Source organism: Superficieibacter sp., from assembly GCF_032071645.1.
Classification (GTDB): domain Bacteria; phylum Pseudomonadota; class Gammaproteobacteria; order Enterobacterales; family Enterobacteriaceae; genus Superficieibacter.
The window spans coordinates 149,306-166,869 of sequence record NZ_DAMAPU010000001.1; the positions used below are offsets into that span (position 1 = coordinate 149,306).

Consider the following 17,564-nt stretch of genomic DNA (forward strand, 5'->3'; position numbering starts at 1 on the left):
AACTAATCCTGATTGCATACCATGCAATCTATTATTGCATCTAACGCTTCTGGTGCAATTCCTTCATAACCTTTAAGCTCAGAATTCATATATGTCATCCTGAGAGGAAAATATGACTGAATCAAATTTGCATCCTACAGCACCGCACCTATTGCTGATTGGAGCATCACGGGGTATCGGCCTGGCGATGGCCGAAGAGTTTCTCAGACGTCAATGGCTGGTTACCGCTACCGTCCGGGGTACGGGACAGACAGCGCTGCATGACTTGTCTGGTTTGTATCCGCAAAAACTGACTATTGAGCAACTGGACATAACACAAACGACTCAGCTTAATGCTTTACATAAGCGGCTAAAGGGCCGGCGTTTTGATGTCCTGTTCATCAATGCCGGCACCTCCAACCATAATCAGGATGAAACAATTGCTGAGGTCAGTACCGAAGAATTTACCCACCTGATGATTACTAATGCATTGTCGCCAATGCGTGCGACAGAGGCTCTGGAAGACCTAGTACATGCAGATGGTCTTATTGGCATAATGTCTTCCGGTCAGGGAAGCATTGGCAATAATACCAAAGGCGGTAAAGAAGTTTACCGAGGTACCAAAGCTGCGCTAAACCAGTACATGCGCAGCTATGCTGTTCGTGAGGCTCAAATACACCCATCACGCTCTTTATTGCTTCTTGCGCCTGGCTGGATTCGTACTGAGCTGGGAGGAAGCGACGCCGCTTTCAGTCTGGAAGAGACCATTCCTGATATCGTCAGTACCATTGAGGGCAGATGCAGTAAATCAGGACTTGAATATCTGGATCGCTTTGGAGGGGTAATACCATGGTAGATTGCAGCAATGATTTTCCTGTTATTGGAGTTGAAGAGCATTTTTTGACAGAGGAAGTACTACAGGCCTGGCATGCTGCGGGTTTATCCGCTTCAGATCCCAGCCTGGCACACAACACAGGCATAGTAGGTGAACGTCTGCTTGATCTCGCTCAGGGGCGTATTGCATTAATGGATGAGTCAGGAGTAGACGTGCAGGTTCTTTCTTTAACCACTCCGGCTTTACATGAGCTGGGCGCAGCGGGGATGGAAATTGCCAGGCGCTGTAACGATGCAATAGCGGAAGCCATCGTCCGTCATCCAGGTCGTTTTCAGGGATTTGCCACTCTGCCTGTGTCTGACCCGCAGGCGGCCGCTCTGGAACTGGAGCGTTGCATCAAAACACTGGGTTTCAAAGGCACTATGCTGAGTGGACGCGTGGGTGACCATAATCTTGATCATGCTGACTTCACGCCGATATTTGAGTGCGCCAGCAGAATGGAGGCTCCAGTCCTACTACACCCACGCACGCCGCCCGTCGCTGTGCGTAAAGCCTACTATGATGGCCTGAGCCCGGAGTTAGATATCGCAATGGCCACTTATGGTCTTGGCTGGCATTACGACGCAGGCTTACAGTTTGTGCGGCTGATGATGTCAGGTATTTTTGACCGTCTGCCTAACCTGCAGATAATTTTAGGCCACTGGGGCGAAATGGTACTTTTCTACGCAGAACGTTTATCTGCAATGGGGCGTGTTGCGGGCCTGAATAAGCCGGTCAGCGATTATTTAAAGAGTAATTTGTACGTAACGTCCAGTGGCATGTTTTCACCATGCTATTTGAAGCGAGCAGCCAGTATTGTAGGTAAAGAACGGTTACTGTTTTCATCTGACTTTCCTTACCAGTACAGACATGGGCATGATGCCCGACGCTTTTTAAACGAGTGCGGCCTGAGCGGTGAAGATTTGTCAGGCTTTGCTCATGCGAACTGGGAGCGTCTGACATACAACTGCGGCAAACAGGCAACGCAGTGATGGAGCTTTTATGAGCAGAATGCTATGAGGTGAAAGGCTTTGATGGGTGCACGGCACAAAGAGGGAAGGGGAACGCTGTATTTTGCCAGGCAGTATATCCAGCGGCCTGGAAGATGAAGCGGGAGATGCTGTCACCATACTATATAACTCGCATAGGCGTTTTAGTCGTTATCAGAGCTGTTTAAACGTTACCTTTTGTTACAAATAGAAGCGCTCGGGAAGGTAATTCACGGCGGTTTCTAAATGCACGTGCATTTCACGTGCACATTTTTGTCTTTTATCGGTCTGCCTGCCGTCTGGTCAATGTCCGTAATCTCCTGTTTTTATAGTGACTGTCCTGGTGCAATCCTATCAAAAGTGGTGGTCTGGCGGGAGTTGAAAACGCAGTTTTCAGATACAAAACATGTGAAAATGTCATAACGAAGTCGCCGGAAATGATCGGCTTAATAGTAAACTATTTGAAAGATGTCAGCTTGAGGGCCGTATTGGGGCAGGGGCTACTGAAGGTACGTTCTCGCTCCGCTGAAAACCTAAAATCTGGACACCGTGCGGTGATGGTCAAAATGGTGCTGACGCAGAAGACGATAATCAGTGAACTGCAACAGACTGTTAACCAACTGAAAGCAAAAAGAGTTTCTCTGTAATATCTCCTCCTGTATCCTTTGCACGCTATAGCTTTTGTGAAGGATTGGGAGTGTACCGGTAATGTTATCATACCTACAGATCATAAGTCATTTTCAACCTCGGCGCATAAAAGAGGTTACTGTTATAAAATTATATACATATAAGGACGTATAAGTATGATTTAAGGTATGATAAAAGGAAGGTTATCATTTTTATTCAGGAGATTACTATGCAGGGTGTTGAAGCTGTTCACGAGCCTAATAACAAGGCCATCACCAGGAGAATGTTTAGCCTGTTAATCATCACGTGTATACCGTTGCTGATTGCATTAGTTATTAATTTGAACAATCCAGACTCTGAATTATTGCGTTCGATATCGGCTGCGACTAGTGACCTCCCCGCGCTATTGTCATCTCAAAATCTTTTCCTGAGTTCAGTGCTGAATGCGTGGTGCAAGACAGCACCTTTATGGGCGTTAGTTTTAGTCTTATTGTCGATTAACGAATTCCAGATAAAGAAAGATCAGGATAAGGGAATGATGATAAAAGCACTGATAGCATTTTCTGTGTTTTACTTCGTAATAATTTATATGCTGCTACTTCATTCTGCAGAAATTACTGAGTCTGGACGACTGGTTCGGGCCATGTCGCAAAATGACTACCTTTTAACATTTCTCTTTGTAGCCGTCTATGCAGCCTGCTTTATTTTGACAACATACTATCTGCTGTTTATTGCTGCAGTGTGCAAAACATTTGGTGCAAAGTAAAAAATTTAACTAGCTTTAATAAAGCACCTTCTGAAACATATGAAGCAGGCGGTTCCCCGCCTGCTTTTTTATTAATGCAAGACGTTGATGATATTGTTGTTGATTTTCTCAACTAGTGCGCCGTCGATGAGCGACGCAACCACACTAATACTAATAACTCCCAGAATAGTTACTGCCATTAATGGCATGCCGATAGTTGCAGCTATAAACGGGGCGTAATAAGCGAGGATACTAAGCGCCAGACCTGTCGCCATACCACTTACGATCCAAGATTCAACTTCTACTACTAAAGGTCTCCAGTTGCCGGTATTGAGACCTTCGATAGTTTTTTCTCTCCCTTTCTCAATCTTTGATAGTACATCTGCATACTTAAAAGCCTTTCCGAGAAAGCCGAGCTTATACGCCATATCCGTAGCGTTCATATGTTTCCATGCATTTAAAAGAGCATCCCGGTCATCTGCATGGATATGCGTGTTGGCGTTATTTAAAAGCCGGTTAAGAGCCTCTGTCGCCTCATCAAGGGTTCTGACATTTTTACCCTGAAAGTTACGAATATCTGAGGCAATTTCATTGGCTACACTTCGATAATGTTCACCAATGGTATTACTGAGCGGTTCACCAACAGAAATGAGAAGATCACTGGCCTGAATCAGTAACTCACGCTCTTCAGTCAATTTAAAGTTGACGAAGTCTTTGACAATGTTATTCGAATTCTTGTCATAGTTGCCTACTGGCCCTTTCCAGTTATTATATACCTTAGTGATGTTGTTTGGATCGCCGTTATGGACGGTAGCATCAATAGGTTTATTTTTTGCAAGCGCAAAATTCAAACGGAAAGTATCAGGACCTATAATAGTAAGGTTAGTAAAACTAAGGCCCATATCTTTTAGCATAAAGTACGAGTCAGTTTTCGGATCATACGACCATCCAATCTTCCCGGAGATGATGTTATCAACAGACGCTGGGACGGGGGTATGGTCAAAATTCTCGTTTTTGCCAATGCGAGCGATACCCGTTGGCAAATTACCGATCGCTAGTTTAGCCCCTTCGGTGTCAACGCCCATGATTAGCCCACTCAGCCCAATTTGGCCAGCTTGTTCAGCGTTTAATTCGGTGACTGAAATGCTTAAGATCCCAGCAGGTGAAACGCTTTCAATAGTAACTTTAGAGTATGGGTTAATACCGCGTGCAGCCTGAATAATATTACTTAATTTCTGTCGGACAGTAGCATTATTTCGGATCGCATCAATCTGAGTCTGCTCTGGCGTAGAAGTACCATTGTTGCCGCTGCTGCCATTATTATCACGGTCGCCACCGTGGCCGTTGGAACCGCCGCCAGGAGCTGTACCGCCCCCACTTTCTGAACTCCATCCAGAACCGTCACCAAAACCACCATAGTTAAATCCGGGCATAGTATTATCCTTTTATTTTATGTTAAAAAACAATGCATTAAAAACTAATACTGTATATATATACATGTTTAATTAAACAATACGCCCTTAAGTTTGTAAGGTCAACTTAGGAGCCTTAGCCAATTTTGGTAGGTCTGAAAAGAACTCAAGTGGATAAAACCAGGATGGATGCACTACAGGGACTTCTATAGAAAAGATAATCAACACGCATAATTAACAGTGGCAATCAAATTTAATGTAATGGGGAAACAACTTCTGCCAGGGTTAAAAGATGTGAATTAAGTGGCATGAATATAATGCTTCATGAGAAATGGTCGCGTTTTTATCATGGCACTTAAGCTGAAGATTGCCTGTTAACAAAATGAATAGGAAATATAAAATTATTCTACATTGCCAAAATTAATGTCTTTAAGGGCGAGAAAAAATGTTATCAGCTCAACATAACCTCATGATTTTTAAGAGGCTAAAATATGCGCTTTTTTCTCAATATTGACGCTAAGTTGATGTAATTAAAGCAGCGAAGACCGGTCTCGAAAACCGGAGTAGGGGCAACTCTACCGGGGGTTCAAATCCCCCTCTCTCCGCCATTATTCAATCAGTTACTCGCTTCGCTTTCAACGACTCCCGTCACAGTTACTTTTTTTACCCGCGAATGACCATCATATAACCGCGACAAGATCCTTGCGATAAGAATGCTCTTTTTTTGAGCATAAAAAAGCCCGCACGTTGGCGGGCTTCGGTAAGTTGGCAGACTTAGAACTGATAGGTCAGGCCAACACCTACGACGTCATCGGTCGCAATGCCGTTGTCATCGTAGAATTTAGCATCTTCGTTCAACAGGTTGATTTTGTAATCAGCGTAGGTGGAGAAGTTTTTGTTGAAGTAGTAGGTTGCTGCGACAGAAACGTAGTTGACCAGGTCTTTATCGGTGTATTCGTTATTAACACCGGCACGATGGCCGTCGTAACCGCCCATATCTTCACCTTTGGAATAGACCCAGGCTAAAGACGGACGCAGGCCGAAGTCGAACTGATACTGTGCAACGGCTTCAAAGTTCTGCGTTTTGTTGGCAATGCCATCATCACCATAAGGCGTCATGTTACGGGTTTCTGCATACATCATCGCCAGGTAGAGCGAATCACCGTTACCTATACCCGCGTCGTATTTCGCACCCAGTGTCCAGGCTTCAGCGGTGTCGCCACCCGCATATTTGCTATAGCGGTTGTTGATGCCACCGAGGGCAACTTGTTCATTGCTGCGGTCAGATTTTGCATAGGCGGCACTGAAGCTCAGGCCAATGTCAGTGTCAAAAGAGGTGGAAATGCCGTAGCCGTCGCCGTTCTGGAAGCGGACATCTTCATGACCGTTTTTGGTGCCTTCCTGATCTTCATTTTTGTTTGAATCTTCATTCGCGCCCTGATACTGCAACGCAAAATTCCAGCCTTCAACCAGACCAAAGAAATCAGAGTTACGATAAGTTGCCACGCCGTTTGCACGACCTGTCATGAAGTTATCGGTCCAGGTATAGGAGTCGCCGCCAAACACGGGCAGCATATCCGTGTAAGCTTCGACGTCATAAATCACGCCATAGTTACGGCCATAGTCAAAGGAGCCAGCCTGATCGAATTTCAGGCCCGCAAACGCCAGTTTTACGTAGGTGTTGTCGCTACCTTCGGTATCGTTAGCCATCGTTTTGGTTAACGCCTGACCATAACCCGTCAGTTGTTCACTGATCTGAGTTTCGCCTTTGAAGCCCAGTTCGATGATGGTTTCGTCGCCATCATCACCTGGGTTATCAGAGAAGGTATGACGCGCATCTACTTTGCCATACAGATCGAGTTTATTTCCGTCTTTATTATAAATTTCGGCCGCGTTTGCAGCGCCTGCCAGTAACATGGCAGGCACGAGAATTGCCAGAGCTGTTCTTTTCATTATATATTCCCTTTTAGAAATAACTTCTGTGAATATGTGTAATTTCATCCGAATTACATTTCCGATACTATTCTATAAAGTTCATTAAATCTTAAAGGAAAGATGTAAGTAAATTATATCTAATATTTCAAAATGTTTCATTTTGTCTCCGTATTGATTTGACAAATGCATTCCATTTTATGTATGTAATTTACTGATATTTATTGATTTTTTAGGTGAATGTAACTTGGCTTGGTATATATAATGTAAATAGAATTTACAGTATGAATGTAAGTTGCTTAAATACTCTTTATTTTTTATGATTTTATTTACAGTAAAAAAAGGCCTGATAAAAATATCAGGCCAGCAAATAGCGAAACACATTGAAAGAATAAGTGCAGTAGTAACGATCAAAAGGCTAATAACGCAGAGATAATTGCACAAACCGTAGCGGGAATACAAATTTTTTTTGCAGCCTTTTTAAATTCACACGCTTAATGAATTGGTTTTTATTATAAATAAATTAAATATAACTGGGTCTGGTTAATGAGCCAACAGGATGTCGCACTCGACTCTGGCGGTCTCTCCGGACGCGAAAAATGACGTCGCCGCGACGGTATGGCATGGTATATGCGTCTGGTAAACCTTCTCATCCGGCAGGAAAATGATGCATCTTACGCACTGGCAGCAACGCTTTGAACACTGGTTCCGGCAGCATTACCGTCATGATGACGCGGCGCACGATCTCGCGCATTTTCGTCGGGTCTGGAACACCGCCCGGCGGCTGGCGGAGGACGAAAAGGTTGATGAGCTGGCGATCCTGACCGCCTGCTATTTTCATGACATTATCAGCCTGGCGAAAAATCATCCGCAGCGTCATCAGTCATCGCGGCTGGCAGCCGCAAAAACCCAACATATATTAGCAACGGATTTCGCTGATTTCCCGGCGGAACGCTATGCCACGGTCATGCACGCTATCGAAGCGCACAGCTACAGCGGCGGAATAACGCCGCAAACGTCGGAAGCGCGGATTGTTCAGGATGCCGATCGTCTCGAAGCGCTGGGGGCTATCGGCCTGGCACGGGTCTTTGCCGTCGCCGGTGCGCTTAGCATCCCGCTGTTTGATGCCGACGATCCTTTTGCCGATCGCCGCACGCTGGATGACCGGGCTTTCGCGCTGGATCACTTTCAGAGCAAGCTGCTGCGCCTGCCGCAAACCATGCAGACCGCAAAAGGGAAAGCGCTGGCGCAGGAAAATGCCCGTTTCCTGGTGCAGTTTATGGCAAAGCTCAGCGCGGAATTGCAGGGAGATGGCCTGGCGCTGGATGAGTGCGTGCTGGCCCGCTTTGCGCCAAAGGACTCACCCCTTTAGCGCCAGATTTATGATACTCTGGATGATATTTGTCTTATCTGGTTAATTCTATGCAGGAAAATCTCTCACCGCCGACAGCGGCGCAGTCTGCTCAGGTGCATACGTTATTACGTCAGGTGATGGCGATTTATGACGTTAAACGGTTGGTGGCAGAGTTAAGCTCGCTGGGGGAGAATCACTGGAGTCCGGCTATTCTCAAGCGCGTGGCGATCAGCGAACGCGGCTGGCTGCGCCTGACCGATAACGAACAGGCGCATCTGCAAACGCTGTTGCCGCGCCCCCCCGCGCACCATCCCCATTATGCTTTTCGTTTTATCGATCTCTTCGCTGGTATCGGCGGCATCCGCAATGGCTTCGAAGCTATCGGCGGACAGTGCGTATTCACCAGCGAGTGGAATAAGCACGCGGTTCGCACCTATAAAGCAAACTGGTACTGCGATCCCGACCAGCATCATTTTAATGAAGATATCCGCGATGTGACCTTAAGCCACCAGCCGCAGGTGACGGATGCCGACGCAGCGGAGCATATCCGCCGCACAATCCCGCAGCATGACGTGCTGCTGGCGGGCTTTCCCTGCCAGCCTTTTTCGCTGGCGGGCGTGTCCAAGAAAAATGCGCTGGGACGCGCGCACGGGTTTGCCTGCGATACGCAGGGAACGCTGTTTTTTGACGTGGCGCGGGTCATCGACGCCTGCCGCCCGGCCATCTTCGTGCTGGAGAACGTTAAAAACCTGAAGAGCCATGATGGCGGAAAAACGTTCCGCATTATTATGCAGACGCTGGATGATTTGGGTTATGAAGTCTCTGACGCCGCTGAAATGGGCGCGGACGATCCGAAAATCATCGATGGTCAGCATTTTCTGCCGCAGCATCGTGAGCGCATTGTACTGGTCGGTTTTCGTCGCGATCTGGCGCTGCATCATGGCTTTACGCTGCGCGATCTGCCCGCGCTTTATCCGCCGCAGCGCCTGAGCTTTGGCGAACTGCTTGAGCCGGACGTTGAAGCAAAATTCATTCTGACGCCGGTGCTGTGGAAATATCTGTATCGCTATGCCAAAAAGCATCAGGCGCGCGGGAACGGTTTTGGCTTTGGGCTGGTCGATCCGACGAATCCGCACAGCGTCGCCCGCACGCTGTCGGCACGCTATTATAAAGATGGTGCCGAAATCCTCGTCGATCGCGGCTGGGATCGGGCGCTGGGAGAGGTCAATTTTGACGATCCGCGCAATCAGCAGCATCGTCCGCGTCGGTTAACCCCGCGCGAATGCGCCCGGCTGATGGGATTTGAAGCGCCACGGGGCTATCAGTTCCGCATTCCGGTTTCGGATACCCAGGCCTATCGCCAGTTTGGTAATTCTGTGGTGGTTCCGGCTTTTGCGGCGGTGGCGAAACTGCTTCAGCCGCGTATTCTTCAGGCGGTGGCGCGGCGCAAAGATGAGGTGTTCGCGGGTGGACGTTCATAATAAAGCGACACGCAGCAAAAATATGCGGGCGATAGGCACCCGCGATACGGCGATTGAAAAACGGCTGGCGCTGCTGCTGGAGGAGGCCGGGTTTGTTTTCACCGTTCAGGATGCCGCGTTGCCGGGGCGTCCTGATTTTGTCCTTGCCGACTACCACTGCGTAATCTTTACCCACGGCTGTTTCTGGCATCATCACGACTGCTATCTTTTTAAAGTGCCCGCCACCCGTACCGATTTCTGGCTGGAGAAGATCGGTAAAAACGTGGAACGCGATCGGCGCGACGTCCAGCGGCTGCGCGAGCTGGGCTGGCGGGTGCTGATTGTCTGGGAGTGTGCGTTAAAAGGCAGGGAAAAGCTAAGCGATGACGAATTACGGGAGCGGCTGGAGGAGTGGATCTGCGGCGGCGGGGACCACGCGCAGATCGACACCCTGGGAATACGCTGAATTTTACTTCTTCACCTGACAGGGCACCGCCACGCCCCGCGTCGGTAACAGATATTTACCGAGCGTCACCAGCACTACGGCAAAAATAATCACCGCCAGCGCCAGCCACTCTACCGACGACAGACTCTCTCCGCCAAATCCGGTTCCCAGCAGTACCGCCACCACCGGGTTAACGTAGGCGTAGCTGGTGGCAATCGCCGGTGAGACGTTGCGAATTAAATACATATAGGCGTTGATGGCGATCACCGAGCCGAAAATGGCCAGATACCCCACCGCCAGAAAGCCGGAAAGAGACGGCATCGCGGTCAGCTTTTCGCCGGTGAGGAAAGAGGCGGCCAGCAGCACAATCCCCGCCGCCAGCATTTCAATCGCTCCCGCCATCATGCCGACCGGCAGTTCGATGCGCGAACCGTACACCGATCCAAACGCCCAGCTTACCGAGCCGATAAGAATTAAAATCGCTCCCCACGGATTGCCGCTTAAATTTCCGCCGCTGTTAAGCAGAATAATGCCCGCCAGACCGATGGCGATCCCCAGCCATTCCAGTTTGCGGGTCGCTATGCCAAAAAAGCGGCTGAAGCACAGAGTGAACAGCGGCACCGTCGCCACCATCACCGCTGCAATACCGGATGGCACGTGCTGATGCTCGGCAATGGTCACAAACCCGTTGCCGACGGCGAGCAAAAGCACGCCGATCAGCGCGGCATTAAGAATGGGCCGCAGGGCAGGGAGCTTATGCCCGCTCACCAGCAGCCAGGCCATCAGCAGCACGCCCGCAGACATAAAACGCACGCCTGCCATCAACAGCGGCGGCCAGCTCTGTACGCCAATGCTGATGGCGAAATAGGTGGAACCCCAAATAATATAAAGTGCGAATAACGCGCTAATGAGCGGTAAAAGTTGCCTGAAACGCATACAGCCTCGCAGCCAGAAAGAAAGGACGCATATAGTAAACGTCAAAACTACTCGCCTGGCGAGCGCTTAATTTTGCTTTGAATGTTAATTAAATGTTGACTTTATTCAGGCATACCCAGGTTGCCACTTTTGCTCCATACTATTGACTTCAGTAGTTTTAAACACGGGAAGAATATTTTGGCTGGATCAAGTCTGTTAACGCTTTTGGATGATATTGCCACACTACTGGATGATATCTCGATGATGGGGAAACTGGCGGCGAAAAAGACCGCTGGCGTACTGGGCGACGATCTCTCGCTCAATGCTCAACAGGTCTCCGGGGTGCGCGCCAATCGCGAGTTGCCGGTGGTGTGGTCAGTGGCAAAAGGGTCACTGCTCAATAAAGTGATCCTTGTGCCGCTGGCGCTGCTGATCAGCGCTTTTCTGCCATGGGCGATCACCCCGCTGCTCATGGTCGGCGGCGCATTCCTCTGCTTTGAGGGCGCGGAGAAAATTCTGCACAGCCTGCACGCGCGTAAGCATAAAGAAAGCCCGGAAGCCCGGCAGGCGCGCCTCGCGGCGATTGCCACCCAGGATCCGAAAACGTTTGAGCGCGATAAAGTCAAAGGCGCGATCCGCACCGATTTTATCCTTTCGGCTGAAATCGTGGCTATTACGCTGGGGATAGTGGCTGAAGCGCCGCTGCTCAGCCAGGTGCTGATCCTCTCCGGCATCGCGCTGGTTGTAACCATTGGCGTGTACGGCATTGTGGGGATCATCGTCAAGCTGGACGACATGGGCTACTGGCTGGTGGAAAAAACCAGCGTGCTGGCGAAGGCGGTGGGTAAAACGCTGCTGTTTATTGCGCCGTGGCTGATGAAAATTTTGTCGGTCGTTGGCACGCTGGCGATGTTCCTCGTGGGCGGCGGCATTGTGGTACACGGCATCGCCGCGCTGCATCACGGCATTGAGCATTTTGCCGCGCAGCAGAGTGCGGCGATCCAGTGGCTGATCCCCTCGCTTGCCAATCTGGTGCTGGGATTTATTCTTGGTCTGGCCGTCGTCGCAGTAGTGAAGCTGATATCACGTCTGCGTAAGCCTGCACATTAATTATCCATGGCGGGTACGCAAAACGGCCGAATTTCGTCTAATGTGAAAAAGTTTCACTCTGATACCGGAGGCAAAAATGGTCTTTATGGTCAGCGATGAAGTTATGACGAAAAACGGTGAACGGCGCATGGTGGTGACAGGCTATGCCAGCGGCATGGTCGAGTGCCGCTGGTACGATGGTTTTGGCGTCAAGCGTGAAGCCTTTCGTGAAGAGGATCTGATCCCTGGCGACAAACGCATGTCCTGTCAGCCTGGCGCTTAGTTCTTCCCCGTCACCCGTATATAGCCCGGCCAGCCCGGTCGGGCATTTATTTACCTCAGGCAACATCCCGGTCCGAGAAAGTGACGCTGGAGTTTGCACGCAGCGCGAGAGATGAGTGGAAAAAAAACATTGGCTGAACAGATCGGGTCTTCGCATTCACCCTGGTCATGTGGTTAGCCTGTGCTTTGTTGTGGTACTGCTTTTCTCGTCACTGTTAACCTGGCGGGAAGTGGCGGTGCTGGAAGACAGCTATGTCTCAACCCAGCGTAACCGGCTTGAAAGCGTTTCCCACACCATGGATATGCAGCTCCAGTTTAATATGGATCGCCTGATGTTCCTGCGTAACGGCGTGCAGGCGGCGCTGCAAATTCCTCTTGAGCTGGAATCGATGCGCCATGCCCGACAGCAGTTTCAACGCCAGCGGCAGCAGGAAATCTGGTCGATTCAGCCCGGCAACCGCCACTCGCTGAACCTCAACGGCGTCTCGGATGATTTTGTGGCCCATGCGGCGGATCTCAACCGGGACGATGCATTCTTAAATAACGAACTGACCGCCGCGCTGGAGCTGGGCTATCTGCTGCATCTTTCTTCCAGCGCCAGCAGCATTGAACGGCGCACGCAGTACGTCTCTCGCGCCGGATTTTTTGTCTCTACCGACAGCGCCGATAGCCAGGATATTCTTTCACACTATGCCGCGCTGATTGCCGAGCCGTGGTTTTATACCCAGTCCGCCAGAGATAACCGGGGGCGTGGCATCCGCTGGTATACCGAACAGGGGAAAGAGAGCCGCATTCAGGTGATCACCGCCAGCATCCCGCTGGATCTTCAGGAGCGCTGGTATGGCGTGCTGGCAATGGACGTGGACGTCAGCGCGTTACAGCGCCTGCTGGTAGAAGCGGTGGGAGGGCAGCGCGAGGGAATGTATCAGCTCTATGACAGCCAGCTTAGATGGCTGGCGTCTTCCGTGGGCAAAGCGATCCTCAGCGATGAGGAGCGTCAGCAGATCCTCCAGGCTGCCGCCCGGGAGAATCGCGGCGGTTTGCTGGCGGAGGGGCGCTATATTAGCTGGCAGAAATTAAAAAACTTTGATGGCCTGGTGCTGCATATTCACACCCTGCGCGAAGGAATACGGGGCGATTTTGGCAGCATTATTATCGCCCTGGCGATACTGTGGCTGGTGTTCACCAGCATCCTGATCCTGTCGTGGATAGTGATCCGCCGGATGGTCAGTAATATGATTGCCATGCAGCAGTCGCTGGAATGGCGCGCCTGGTACGATACCCTGACTCGCCTGCCCAATCGCGGGGCGCTGTTCGACCGCGCCGCAGAAGCGGTGGCGGAGTGTGAACAGCGTCAGCTACCGCTGTGCGTCATTCAGCTCGATCTCGACCACTTTAAGGGCATCAACGACCGTTATGGCCATCAGGCCGGAGACCGGGTGCTTTCGCACGTCGGAAGCCTGATCGGCAGCGTCCTGCGGGAAACCGACGTTGCCGGGCGGGTAGGCGGCGAGGAGTTTTGTATTGTTCTGCCCAATACCACCCGCGCCAAAGCGTATCAGGTTGCCGAGCGCATTCGCAGTCGTATTTACCACAAAGAGTTGCTGGTGCGGAAAAACACCACCCTGCGCGTCAGTGCCTCTTTAGGCGTGAGCTGCACTGACGAGAGCGGGCGTTATGATTTCGAATATCTGCAATCCGTTGCCGATGGTCGGCTGTACCTTGCCAAGCAGAATGGCCGCAACCGTACTTATGCCGAAGGCTGAGACTGCGGGAAAAAATGCGTCAGTCCTTCGCTCCAGCCTGCTGGACCTTCCCCGGTGGTGTGATAAACGCGCTGCGGATCGTCGCGCTTCAGCGCCACGCCTTCGCGATTTAATCCTTTCACCACCACGGCATAATCGACCGCGTCCAGCAGCGGCGCGTCATTGGGGCCGTCACCCAGCCCCAGCGTCACCCGGCGTTTACCTTCGCGCTGCTGATACTTATTTTGCAGAAACAGCACCGCCTGCGCTTTATCGCCGTGCCGATCCAGAACGTGCCAGAAGCGCGCGCCCTGCATAAAGTTCAGCTCCAGCGAGTTGAGCATGGCGGTGAATTCCGCCATCCGCGCATCGCTGTCGCGCCAAATCAGCGTTTCAGAGGCCTCCTGCAGGCGGGCGAGGGCGGCGTGGGTGGCATTTAATCCGGTTGTCTCGCTGATAATGCGTTCGTCAACATCAGAGAAGGTGGTGAACTTAAAGCCGTGAGCGTCACGCAGCTTACTGAGGATCTGCATAATTTCCTGCTGCGGCGTTCCGGCGATCAGCCGGGGGAAGTGCTCGTCGTCCTGCCAGTCGGCGTCAAGCTGGATCACCGCGCCGTTTTCCGCAATAAAAGGCAATCCTTCCAGCCCCATCTCTTTCTGAAATTGCGCCATTTCAGCCGCCGTTTTACTGCTCGACAAAATCACCGGTACGCCACTTTCCTTCAGTCGCGCCAGCCAGGCTTCAGCGGGCTGCCAGTCCCAGCTATGACTGTGAAGCAACGTTCCTTCCAGATCGGTAAAAACCAGCAGTGATTCATGCAGGTCAGGCATAGATTTCTCCTTGTCATGTCCGGGATGGAGCCTGAGATAAATCTTAATTTAGCGCGCCCGCCGCGTGAATGTTTTTGGGAACGAACCCGAAAAGCATGATGTGGCGCGATTCGGCGGACCAGCAGTGAAAAAAAACGTCAGGAATTAATTATTCACATAATGAATATTTCTTGTGATCCAAAAAAATTGCAGATATGTTGTATATCGCATCAGATTTCCTGGTGTAACGAATTTTAAAGTGCTTCTTGCATTCGCAAGCTTCAACCCGACCCCACAAAGGGCCGGGTTTTTTTTGCCTGCCGTCATCGGTTAACCTCGGTGATGCGAAAATCCTGGATATCCAGTTCGAACGCTTCAGCCAGCTCACGCCACGTATGGTAATCATGACCGTTGACGCTGGCATGATGAGGGTCACCGTTTTCAGGCCGGGTGACTTCGCTTTCGCTTATCTCATTGATCGCCGCCAGTAACGCATCGACGTCAATACTGAGATCGCGTTTTGCGCGAGCATCCTCTTCTTCTGCATCGGTCATCGTCGCCTCCTCGTTTGGCTACTGCCAGGTTAAGTATAGACCGTGCAGAAAATCAGCATTCACCCGGTCAGGCGCTGCCAGCCAGCACTTTTTGTTCTACACTGGCACAAAAACATGATGAGGTGAGACTATGCAGATTAACGATCGGGTGACGGTTAAAACGGATGGCGGGCCGCGCCGACCGGGCGTGGTACTGGCAATTGAAGAGTTCAGCGAAGGCACCATGTATCTGGTATCGCTGGAAGACTACCCGCTGGGCATCTGGTTTTTTAACGAACTGGGGCATCAGGACGGGGTTTTTGTTGAGAAAATCAGCGAGTAATCGCCTTTAAAAAAACCGGCGGGCGTACCCGCCGGGGTTCAGGCTTAACGCATATTGACGAAGATCCCGGTAGTGACATTGTCTGTCAATCGGACAACGTGATAAATAACCTGCTTATTGTGCGTTTTAATCTTTCTTTTAATATTACCTTTATGTGACGATACCGTTTTGGCTTTAATATTCATTTGGTCTGAAATCTGGATCGTTCCCTGCCCGGACATCCACATTTTCAGCATAAATGATTCAGTCCTGCTTAACGACAACGTCGGCATATTATTCGCGCTAAAATGACTTTTATCTTTTTTCAGACAATTACCTAAAATATCATCCAGAGATTCCGGTTTAATTGACTTCGAACTGATTAACAGATTTTTCCTGACCAGCAAATACTCATCAAAATGGAGATTCGCAATCGCCATAAATACAATAAACAGTGTGTCGGGGTGTTGATTAATGATCTGCCTGATTTGCTGGCTACTCTCAGGGTCGTGTATGAAACAGTCTTCATTAATAAACACCACGTCAGGCTGGCTTTCCTCGCAGGCCGCCGCCAGTGCGTTTGCATCCTTTGCATCACCTATCTCGCGTCGTTTAACCCCCCGACTTGCCAGATATCCGATTAATCCTAATCGGGTGTAACTGCACAAGTCCATAATAATCGTTGACATGGCATACCCTCACTCAATGCATAACGATAATTAACCCATTGCCTTTACGATTTCACTAAGTCGTGTGGTAGTAATTTTTTAGATTAATAAGACACGCACAGTTTCTCGGGCCAGAGCACTATCCCGTAAAGTAACGTATAAGTTGCCAGGAATCATCTTAAATTAAATTGCAGATAAGTTTATGTGATGGGAATTAAAACACCGATTAGCCATTTGGTATATGTTGGCGAACCATTGCCGTTTTTTATTTTAGGATTATCCTCATGAACAACAATTAAATTACGGCGGGGTTATTTTAGGTAACTCACTGATAATGTCGGCGAGTAAGTTAAAAATTTCGCTAAATAAATGTTCGCAGAAAGGGGCAATCAGCGGCATGAGAACCGACATCAGCAGGATGCCGACGCTTAAGGTCAGAGGAAAACCGATAACGAACACCGAAAGCTGAGGGGCCATGCGGTTGAGCATTCCGAGGGCGAGGTTGAGCGTCAGCAGCAGGGTCATTACCGGCAGGGCCAGCATCACGCCGTTGAGGAAGATCAGACCGCCCGCTCTGGCGAGCGCCAGAAACGCATTGCTGTTAATCGGCTCCCCGCCAATGGGCAGGGTATGGAAGGTATCGACCAGCATTGAAATCAGCCACAGGTGGCCGTTGAAGGTCAAAAACAGCAGCATAGCGAGCATATCCATCAGCCGCGCCAGCACCGGCATATTCAGATTACTGCCAGGATCGAGAAACGTGGCAAACGACAGGCCCATCTGTAAGCCGATAAGCTCGCCTGCGGTACGCACGGCGGCAAAGGCAAACTGCATGGTAAACCCGAGGGCGATGCCGATCAGGATTTGCTCCAGCGCTAACCACAGCGCGGCAATGGAAAACAGGGGCGTGTCATTGGTCGGCAATGTCGGCGCGATAATCAGCGTGATGACGATACCCAGCCCCAGTTTGACCCGCTTTGGCACCGTTCTCTCGCTCAGGATAGGCGCGGTGGAAATCAACGCCAGTACGCGCAGCAACGGCCAGAAATAGAGGCTTAGCCAGTGAAGCCATTGGTCGCTCGTCACCTGCACCATACGCGTGTTATCCGATGATATACGGAATGTTGTTGAACAACGTGCGCATGTAATCGAGCAGCAGGTTCAGCATCCACGGTCCGGCCACAATAATGGCAATAAACACCGCCACAATTTTCGGGATGAAAGACAGGGTCATCTCGTTAATCTGCGTGGCGGCCTGCAAAATACTAATGATAAGCCCGGTGACCAGCGCTACCAGCAGCAAGGGGGCGGCCAGCGCGAGGGCAACTTTCATCGCCTCGGTGCCCATCATCATGACCGATTCGGGTGTCATTTCGCGCTC

Annotated in this window: 19 protein-coding genes; 11 read left to right on the plus strand and 8 right to left on the minus strand. The window is 50.3% G+C overall.

Going from position 1 to position 17,564, the window contains the following annotated elements:
- Positions 1-112: 112 nt before the first annotated feature.
- The 4 genes from RT197_RS00805 (at position 113) to cui (ending at position 3,235) form a co-directional block, all read left to right on the plus strand.
- Complete coding sequence (locus tag RT197_RS00805) at positions 113-835, plus strand: SDR family NAD(P)-dependent oxidoreductase (RefSeq protein WP_312946322.1); 723 nt, start codon at positions 113-115, stop codon at positions 833-835.
- On the plus strand, positions 829-1,845 hold the full coding sequence (locus RT197_RS00810; RefSeq protein WP_312946325.1) for an amidohydrolase family protein: 1,017 nt from the start codon (positions 829-831) through the stop codon (positions 1,843-1,845). The genes RT197_RS00805 and RT197_RS00810 overlap by 7 nt, the downstream gene beginning before the upstream one ends.
- Before the next feature lie 113 nt (positions 1,846-1,958).
- Positions 1,959-2,030 carry a hypothetical protein gene (locus RT197_RS21955; RefSeq protein ID WP_409529673.1) on the plus strand — a complete coding sequence of 24 codons (72 nt, stop codon included), beginning with the start codon at positions 1,959-1,961 and terminating at the stop codon, positions 2,028-2,030.
- Positions 2,031-2,698: 668 nt separating this feature from the next.
- On the plus strand, positions 2,699-3,235 hold the full coding sequence (cui, locus tag RT197_RS00820) for a colicin immunity protein Cui (protein WP_312946329.1): 537 nt from the start codon (positions 2,699-2,701) through the stop codon (positions 3,233-3,235).
- Positions 3,236-3,306: 71 nt separating this feature from the next.
- Here the strand turns inward: cui and RT197_RS00825 are convergent, their stop codons facing one another.
- Positions 3,307-4,647, minus strand: coding sequence for a colicin-like pore-forming protein (locus RT197_RS00825; RefSeq protein ID WP_312946332.1), 1,341 nt, complete (start codon positions 4,645-4,647; stop codon positions 3,307-3,309).
- Between the two features lie 753 nt (positions 4,648-5,400).
- Positions 5,401-6,579 carry a porin gene (locus RT197_RS00830; RefSeq protein WP_312946334.1) on the minus strand — a complete coding sequence of 393 codons (1,179 nt, stop codon included), beginning with the start codon at positions 6,577-6,579 and terminating at the stop codon, positions 5,401-5,403.
- A 646-nt stretch (positions 6,580-7,225) separates the two neighbouring features.
- Between RT197_RS00830 and RT197_RS00835 the strand changes: the two genes are divergently transcribed.
- From RT197_RS00835 to RT197_RS00845, 3 genes are read left to right on the plus strand one after another with little or no spacing between them, the layout of a single operon-like run.
- Positions 7,226-7,930, plus strand: a complete 705-nt coding sequence (locus RT197_RS00835) for a phosphohydrolase (RefSeq protein WP_312947542.1) — start codon at positions 7,226-7,228, stop codon at positions 7,928-7,930.
- 50 nt (positions 7,931-7,980) lie between these two features.
- A complete protein-coding gene (locus tag RT197_RS00840; RefSeq protein WP_312946336.1) occupies positions 7,981-9,393 on the plus strand; it encodes a DNA cytosine methyltransferase in 1,413 nt (470 codons plus the stop codon).
- Between the two features lie 22 nt (positions 9,394-9,415).
- A complete protein-coding gene (locus RT197_RS00845; RefSeq protein ID WP_312947544.1) occupies positions 9,416-9,838 on the plus strand; it encodes a DNA mismatch endonuclease Vsr in 423 nt (140 codons plus the stop codon).
- A 3-nt stretch (positions 9,839-9,841) separates the two neighbouring features.
- On the opposite strand, the gene yedA is transcribed toward RT197_RS00845, so the two are convergent.
- Positions 9,842-10,753, minus strand: a complete 912-nt coding sequence (gene yedA / locus RT197_RS00850) for a drug/metabolite exporter YedA (protein WP_312946339.1) — start codon at positions 10,751-10,753, stop codon at positions 9,842-9,844.
- 177 nt (positions 10,754-10,930) lie between these two features.
- On the opposite strand from yedA, the gene RT197_RS00855 reads away from it, so the two are divergent.
- From RT197_RS00855 to dgcQ, 3 genes are all read left to right on the plus strand, one after another.
- Positions 10,931-11,842 (plus strand): DUF808 domain-containing protein, encoded by a 912-nt coding sequence (locus RT197_RS00855; RefSeq protein ID WP_312946342.1) that lies wholly within the window; start codon positions 10,931-10,933, stop codon positions 11,840-11,842.
- A 76-nt stretch (positions 11,843-11,918) separates the two neighbouring features.
- Positions 11,919-12,104, plus strand: a complete 186-nt coding sequence (locus RT197_RS00860; RefSeq protein ID WP_312946344.1) for a DUF2158 domain-containing protein — start codon at positions 11,919-11,921, stop codon at positions 12,102-12,104.
- 115 nt (positions 12,105-12,219) lie between these two features.
- A complete protein-coding gene (gene dgcQ / locus RT197_RS00865; RefSeq protein ID WP_312946347.1) occupies positions 12,220-13,869 on the plus strand; it encodes a cellulose biosynthesis regulator diguanylate cyclase DgcQ in 1,650 nt (549 codons plus the stop codon).
- On the opposite strand, the gene RT197_RS00870 is transcribed toward dgcQ, so the two are convergent.
- Both RT197_RS00870 and yodD read right to left on the minus strand, forming a co-directional pair.
- On the minus strand, positions 13,854-14,681 hold the full coding sequence (locus RT197_RS00870) for a mannosyl-3-phosphoglycerate phosphatase-related protein (protein ID WP_312946349.1): 828 nt from the start codon (positions 14,679-14,681) through the stop codon (positions 13,854-13,856). The genes dgcQ and RT197_RS00870 overlap by 16 nt on opposite strands.
- A 302-nt stretch (positions 14,682-14,983) precedes the next feature.
- Positions 14,984-15,214 (minus strand): YodD family peroxide/acid resistance protein, encoded by a 231-nt coding sequence (gene yodD, locus RT197_RS00875; protein WP_312946351.1) that lies wholly within the window; start codon positions 15,212-15,214, stop codon positions 14,984-14,986.
- A gap of 130 nt (positions 15,215-15,344) precedes the next feature.
- Between yodD and dsrB the strand changes: the two genes are divergently transcribed.
- Positions 15,345-15,536, plus strand: a complete 192-nt coding sequence (gene dsrB, locus RT197_RS00880; RefSeq protein WP_312946353.1) for a protein DsrB — start codon at positions 15,345-15,347, stop codon at positions 15,534-15,536.
- Positions 15,537-15,580: 44 nt separating this feature from the next.
- Here dsrB and rcsA read toward each other — a convergent pair whose 3' ends face one another.
- The 3 genes from rcsA to fliQ form a co-directional block, all read right to left on the minus strand.
- Complete coding sequence (gene rcsA / locus RT197_RS00885) at positions 15,581-16,204, minus strand: transcriptional regulator RcsA (RefSeq protein ID WP_312946356.1); 624 nt, start codon at positions 16,202-16,204, stop codon at positions 15,581-15,583.
- A gap of 279 nt (positions 16,205-16,483) precedes the next feature.
- Positions 16,484-17,278 (minus strand): flagellar biosynthetic protein FliR, encoded by a 795-nt coding sequence (fliR, locus tag RT197_RS00890; RefSeq protein ID WP_312946359.1) that lies wholly within the window; start codon positions 17,276-17,278, stop codon positions 16,484-16,486.
- 7 nt (positions 17,279-17,285) lie between these two features.
- Positions 17,286-17,555 carry a flagellar biosynthesis protein FliQ gene (gene fliQ / locus RT197_RS00895; RefSeq protein WP_312946362.1) on the minus strand — a complete coding sequence of 90 codons (270 nt, stop codon included), beginning with the start codon at positions 17,553-17,555 and terminating at the stop codon, positions 17,286-17,288.
- Positions 17,556-17,564 lie beyond the last annotated feature (9 nt).

Coding starts and splice junctions, on each gene's coding strand:
- RT197_RS00860 (WP_312946344.1), top strand. CDS start 11,919: ATGGTCTTTATGGTCAGCGATGAAGTTATGACGAAAAACGGTGAACGG.
- yodD (WP_312946351.1), bottom strand. CDS start 15,214: ATGACCGATGCAGAAGAAGAGGATGCTCGCGCAAAACGCGATCTCAGT.
- RT197_RS00810 (WP_312946325.1), top strand. CDS start 829: ATGGTAGATTGCAGCAATGATTTTCCTGTTATTGGAGTTGAAGAGCAT.
- yedA (WP_312946339.1), bottom strand. CDS start 10,753: ATGCGTTTCAGGCAACTTTTACCGCTCATTAGCGCGTTATTCGCACTT.
- rcsA (WP_312946356.1), bottom strand. CDS start 16,204: ATGTCAACGATTATTATGGACTTGTGCAGTTACACCCGATTAGGATTA.
- dsrB (WP_312946353.1), top strand. CDS start 15,345: ATGCAGATTAACGATCGGGTGACGGTTAAAACGGATGGCGGGCCGCGC.
- RT197_RS00830 (WP_312946334.1), bottom strand. CDS start 6,579: ATGAAAAGAACAGCTCTGGCAATTCTCGTGCCTGCCATGTTACTGGCA.
- fliQ (WP_312946362.1), bottom strand. CDS start 17,555: ATGACACCCGAATCGGTCATGATGATGGGCACCGAGGCGATGAAAGTT.
- RT197_RS00825 (WP_312946332.1), bottom strand. CDS start 4,647: ATGCCCGGATTTAACTATGGTGGTTTTGGTGACGGTTCTGGATGGAGT.
- cui (WP_312946329.1), top strand. CDS start 2,699: ATGCAGGGTGTTGAAGCTGTTCACGAGCCTAATAACAAGGCCATCACC.
- RT197_RS00805 (WP_312946322.1), top strand. CDS start 113: ATGACTGAATCAAATTTGCATCCTACAGCACCGCACCTATTGCTGATT.
- fliR (WP_312946359.1), bottom strand. CDS start 17,278: ATGGTGCAGGTGACGAGCGACCAATGGCTTCACTGGCTAAGCCTCTAT.
- RT197_RS00870 (WP_312946349.1), bottom strand. CDS start 14,681: ATGCCTGACCTGCATGAATCACTGCTGGTTTTTACCGATCTGGAAGGA.
- RT197_RS00845 (WP_312947544.1), top strand. CDS start 9,416: ATGCGGGCGATAGGCACCCGCGATACGGCGATTGAAAAACGGCTGGCG.
- RT197_RS00840 (WP_312946336.1), top strand. CDS start 7,981: ATGCAGGAAAATCTCTCACCGCCGACAGCGGCGCAGTCTGCTCAGGTG.
- RT197_RS00835 (WP_312947542.1), top strand. CDS start 7,226: ATGCATCTTACGCACTGGCAGCAACGCTTTGAACACTGGTTCCGGCAG.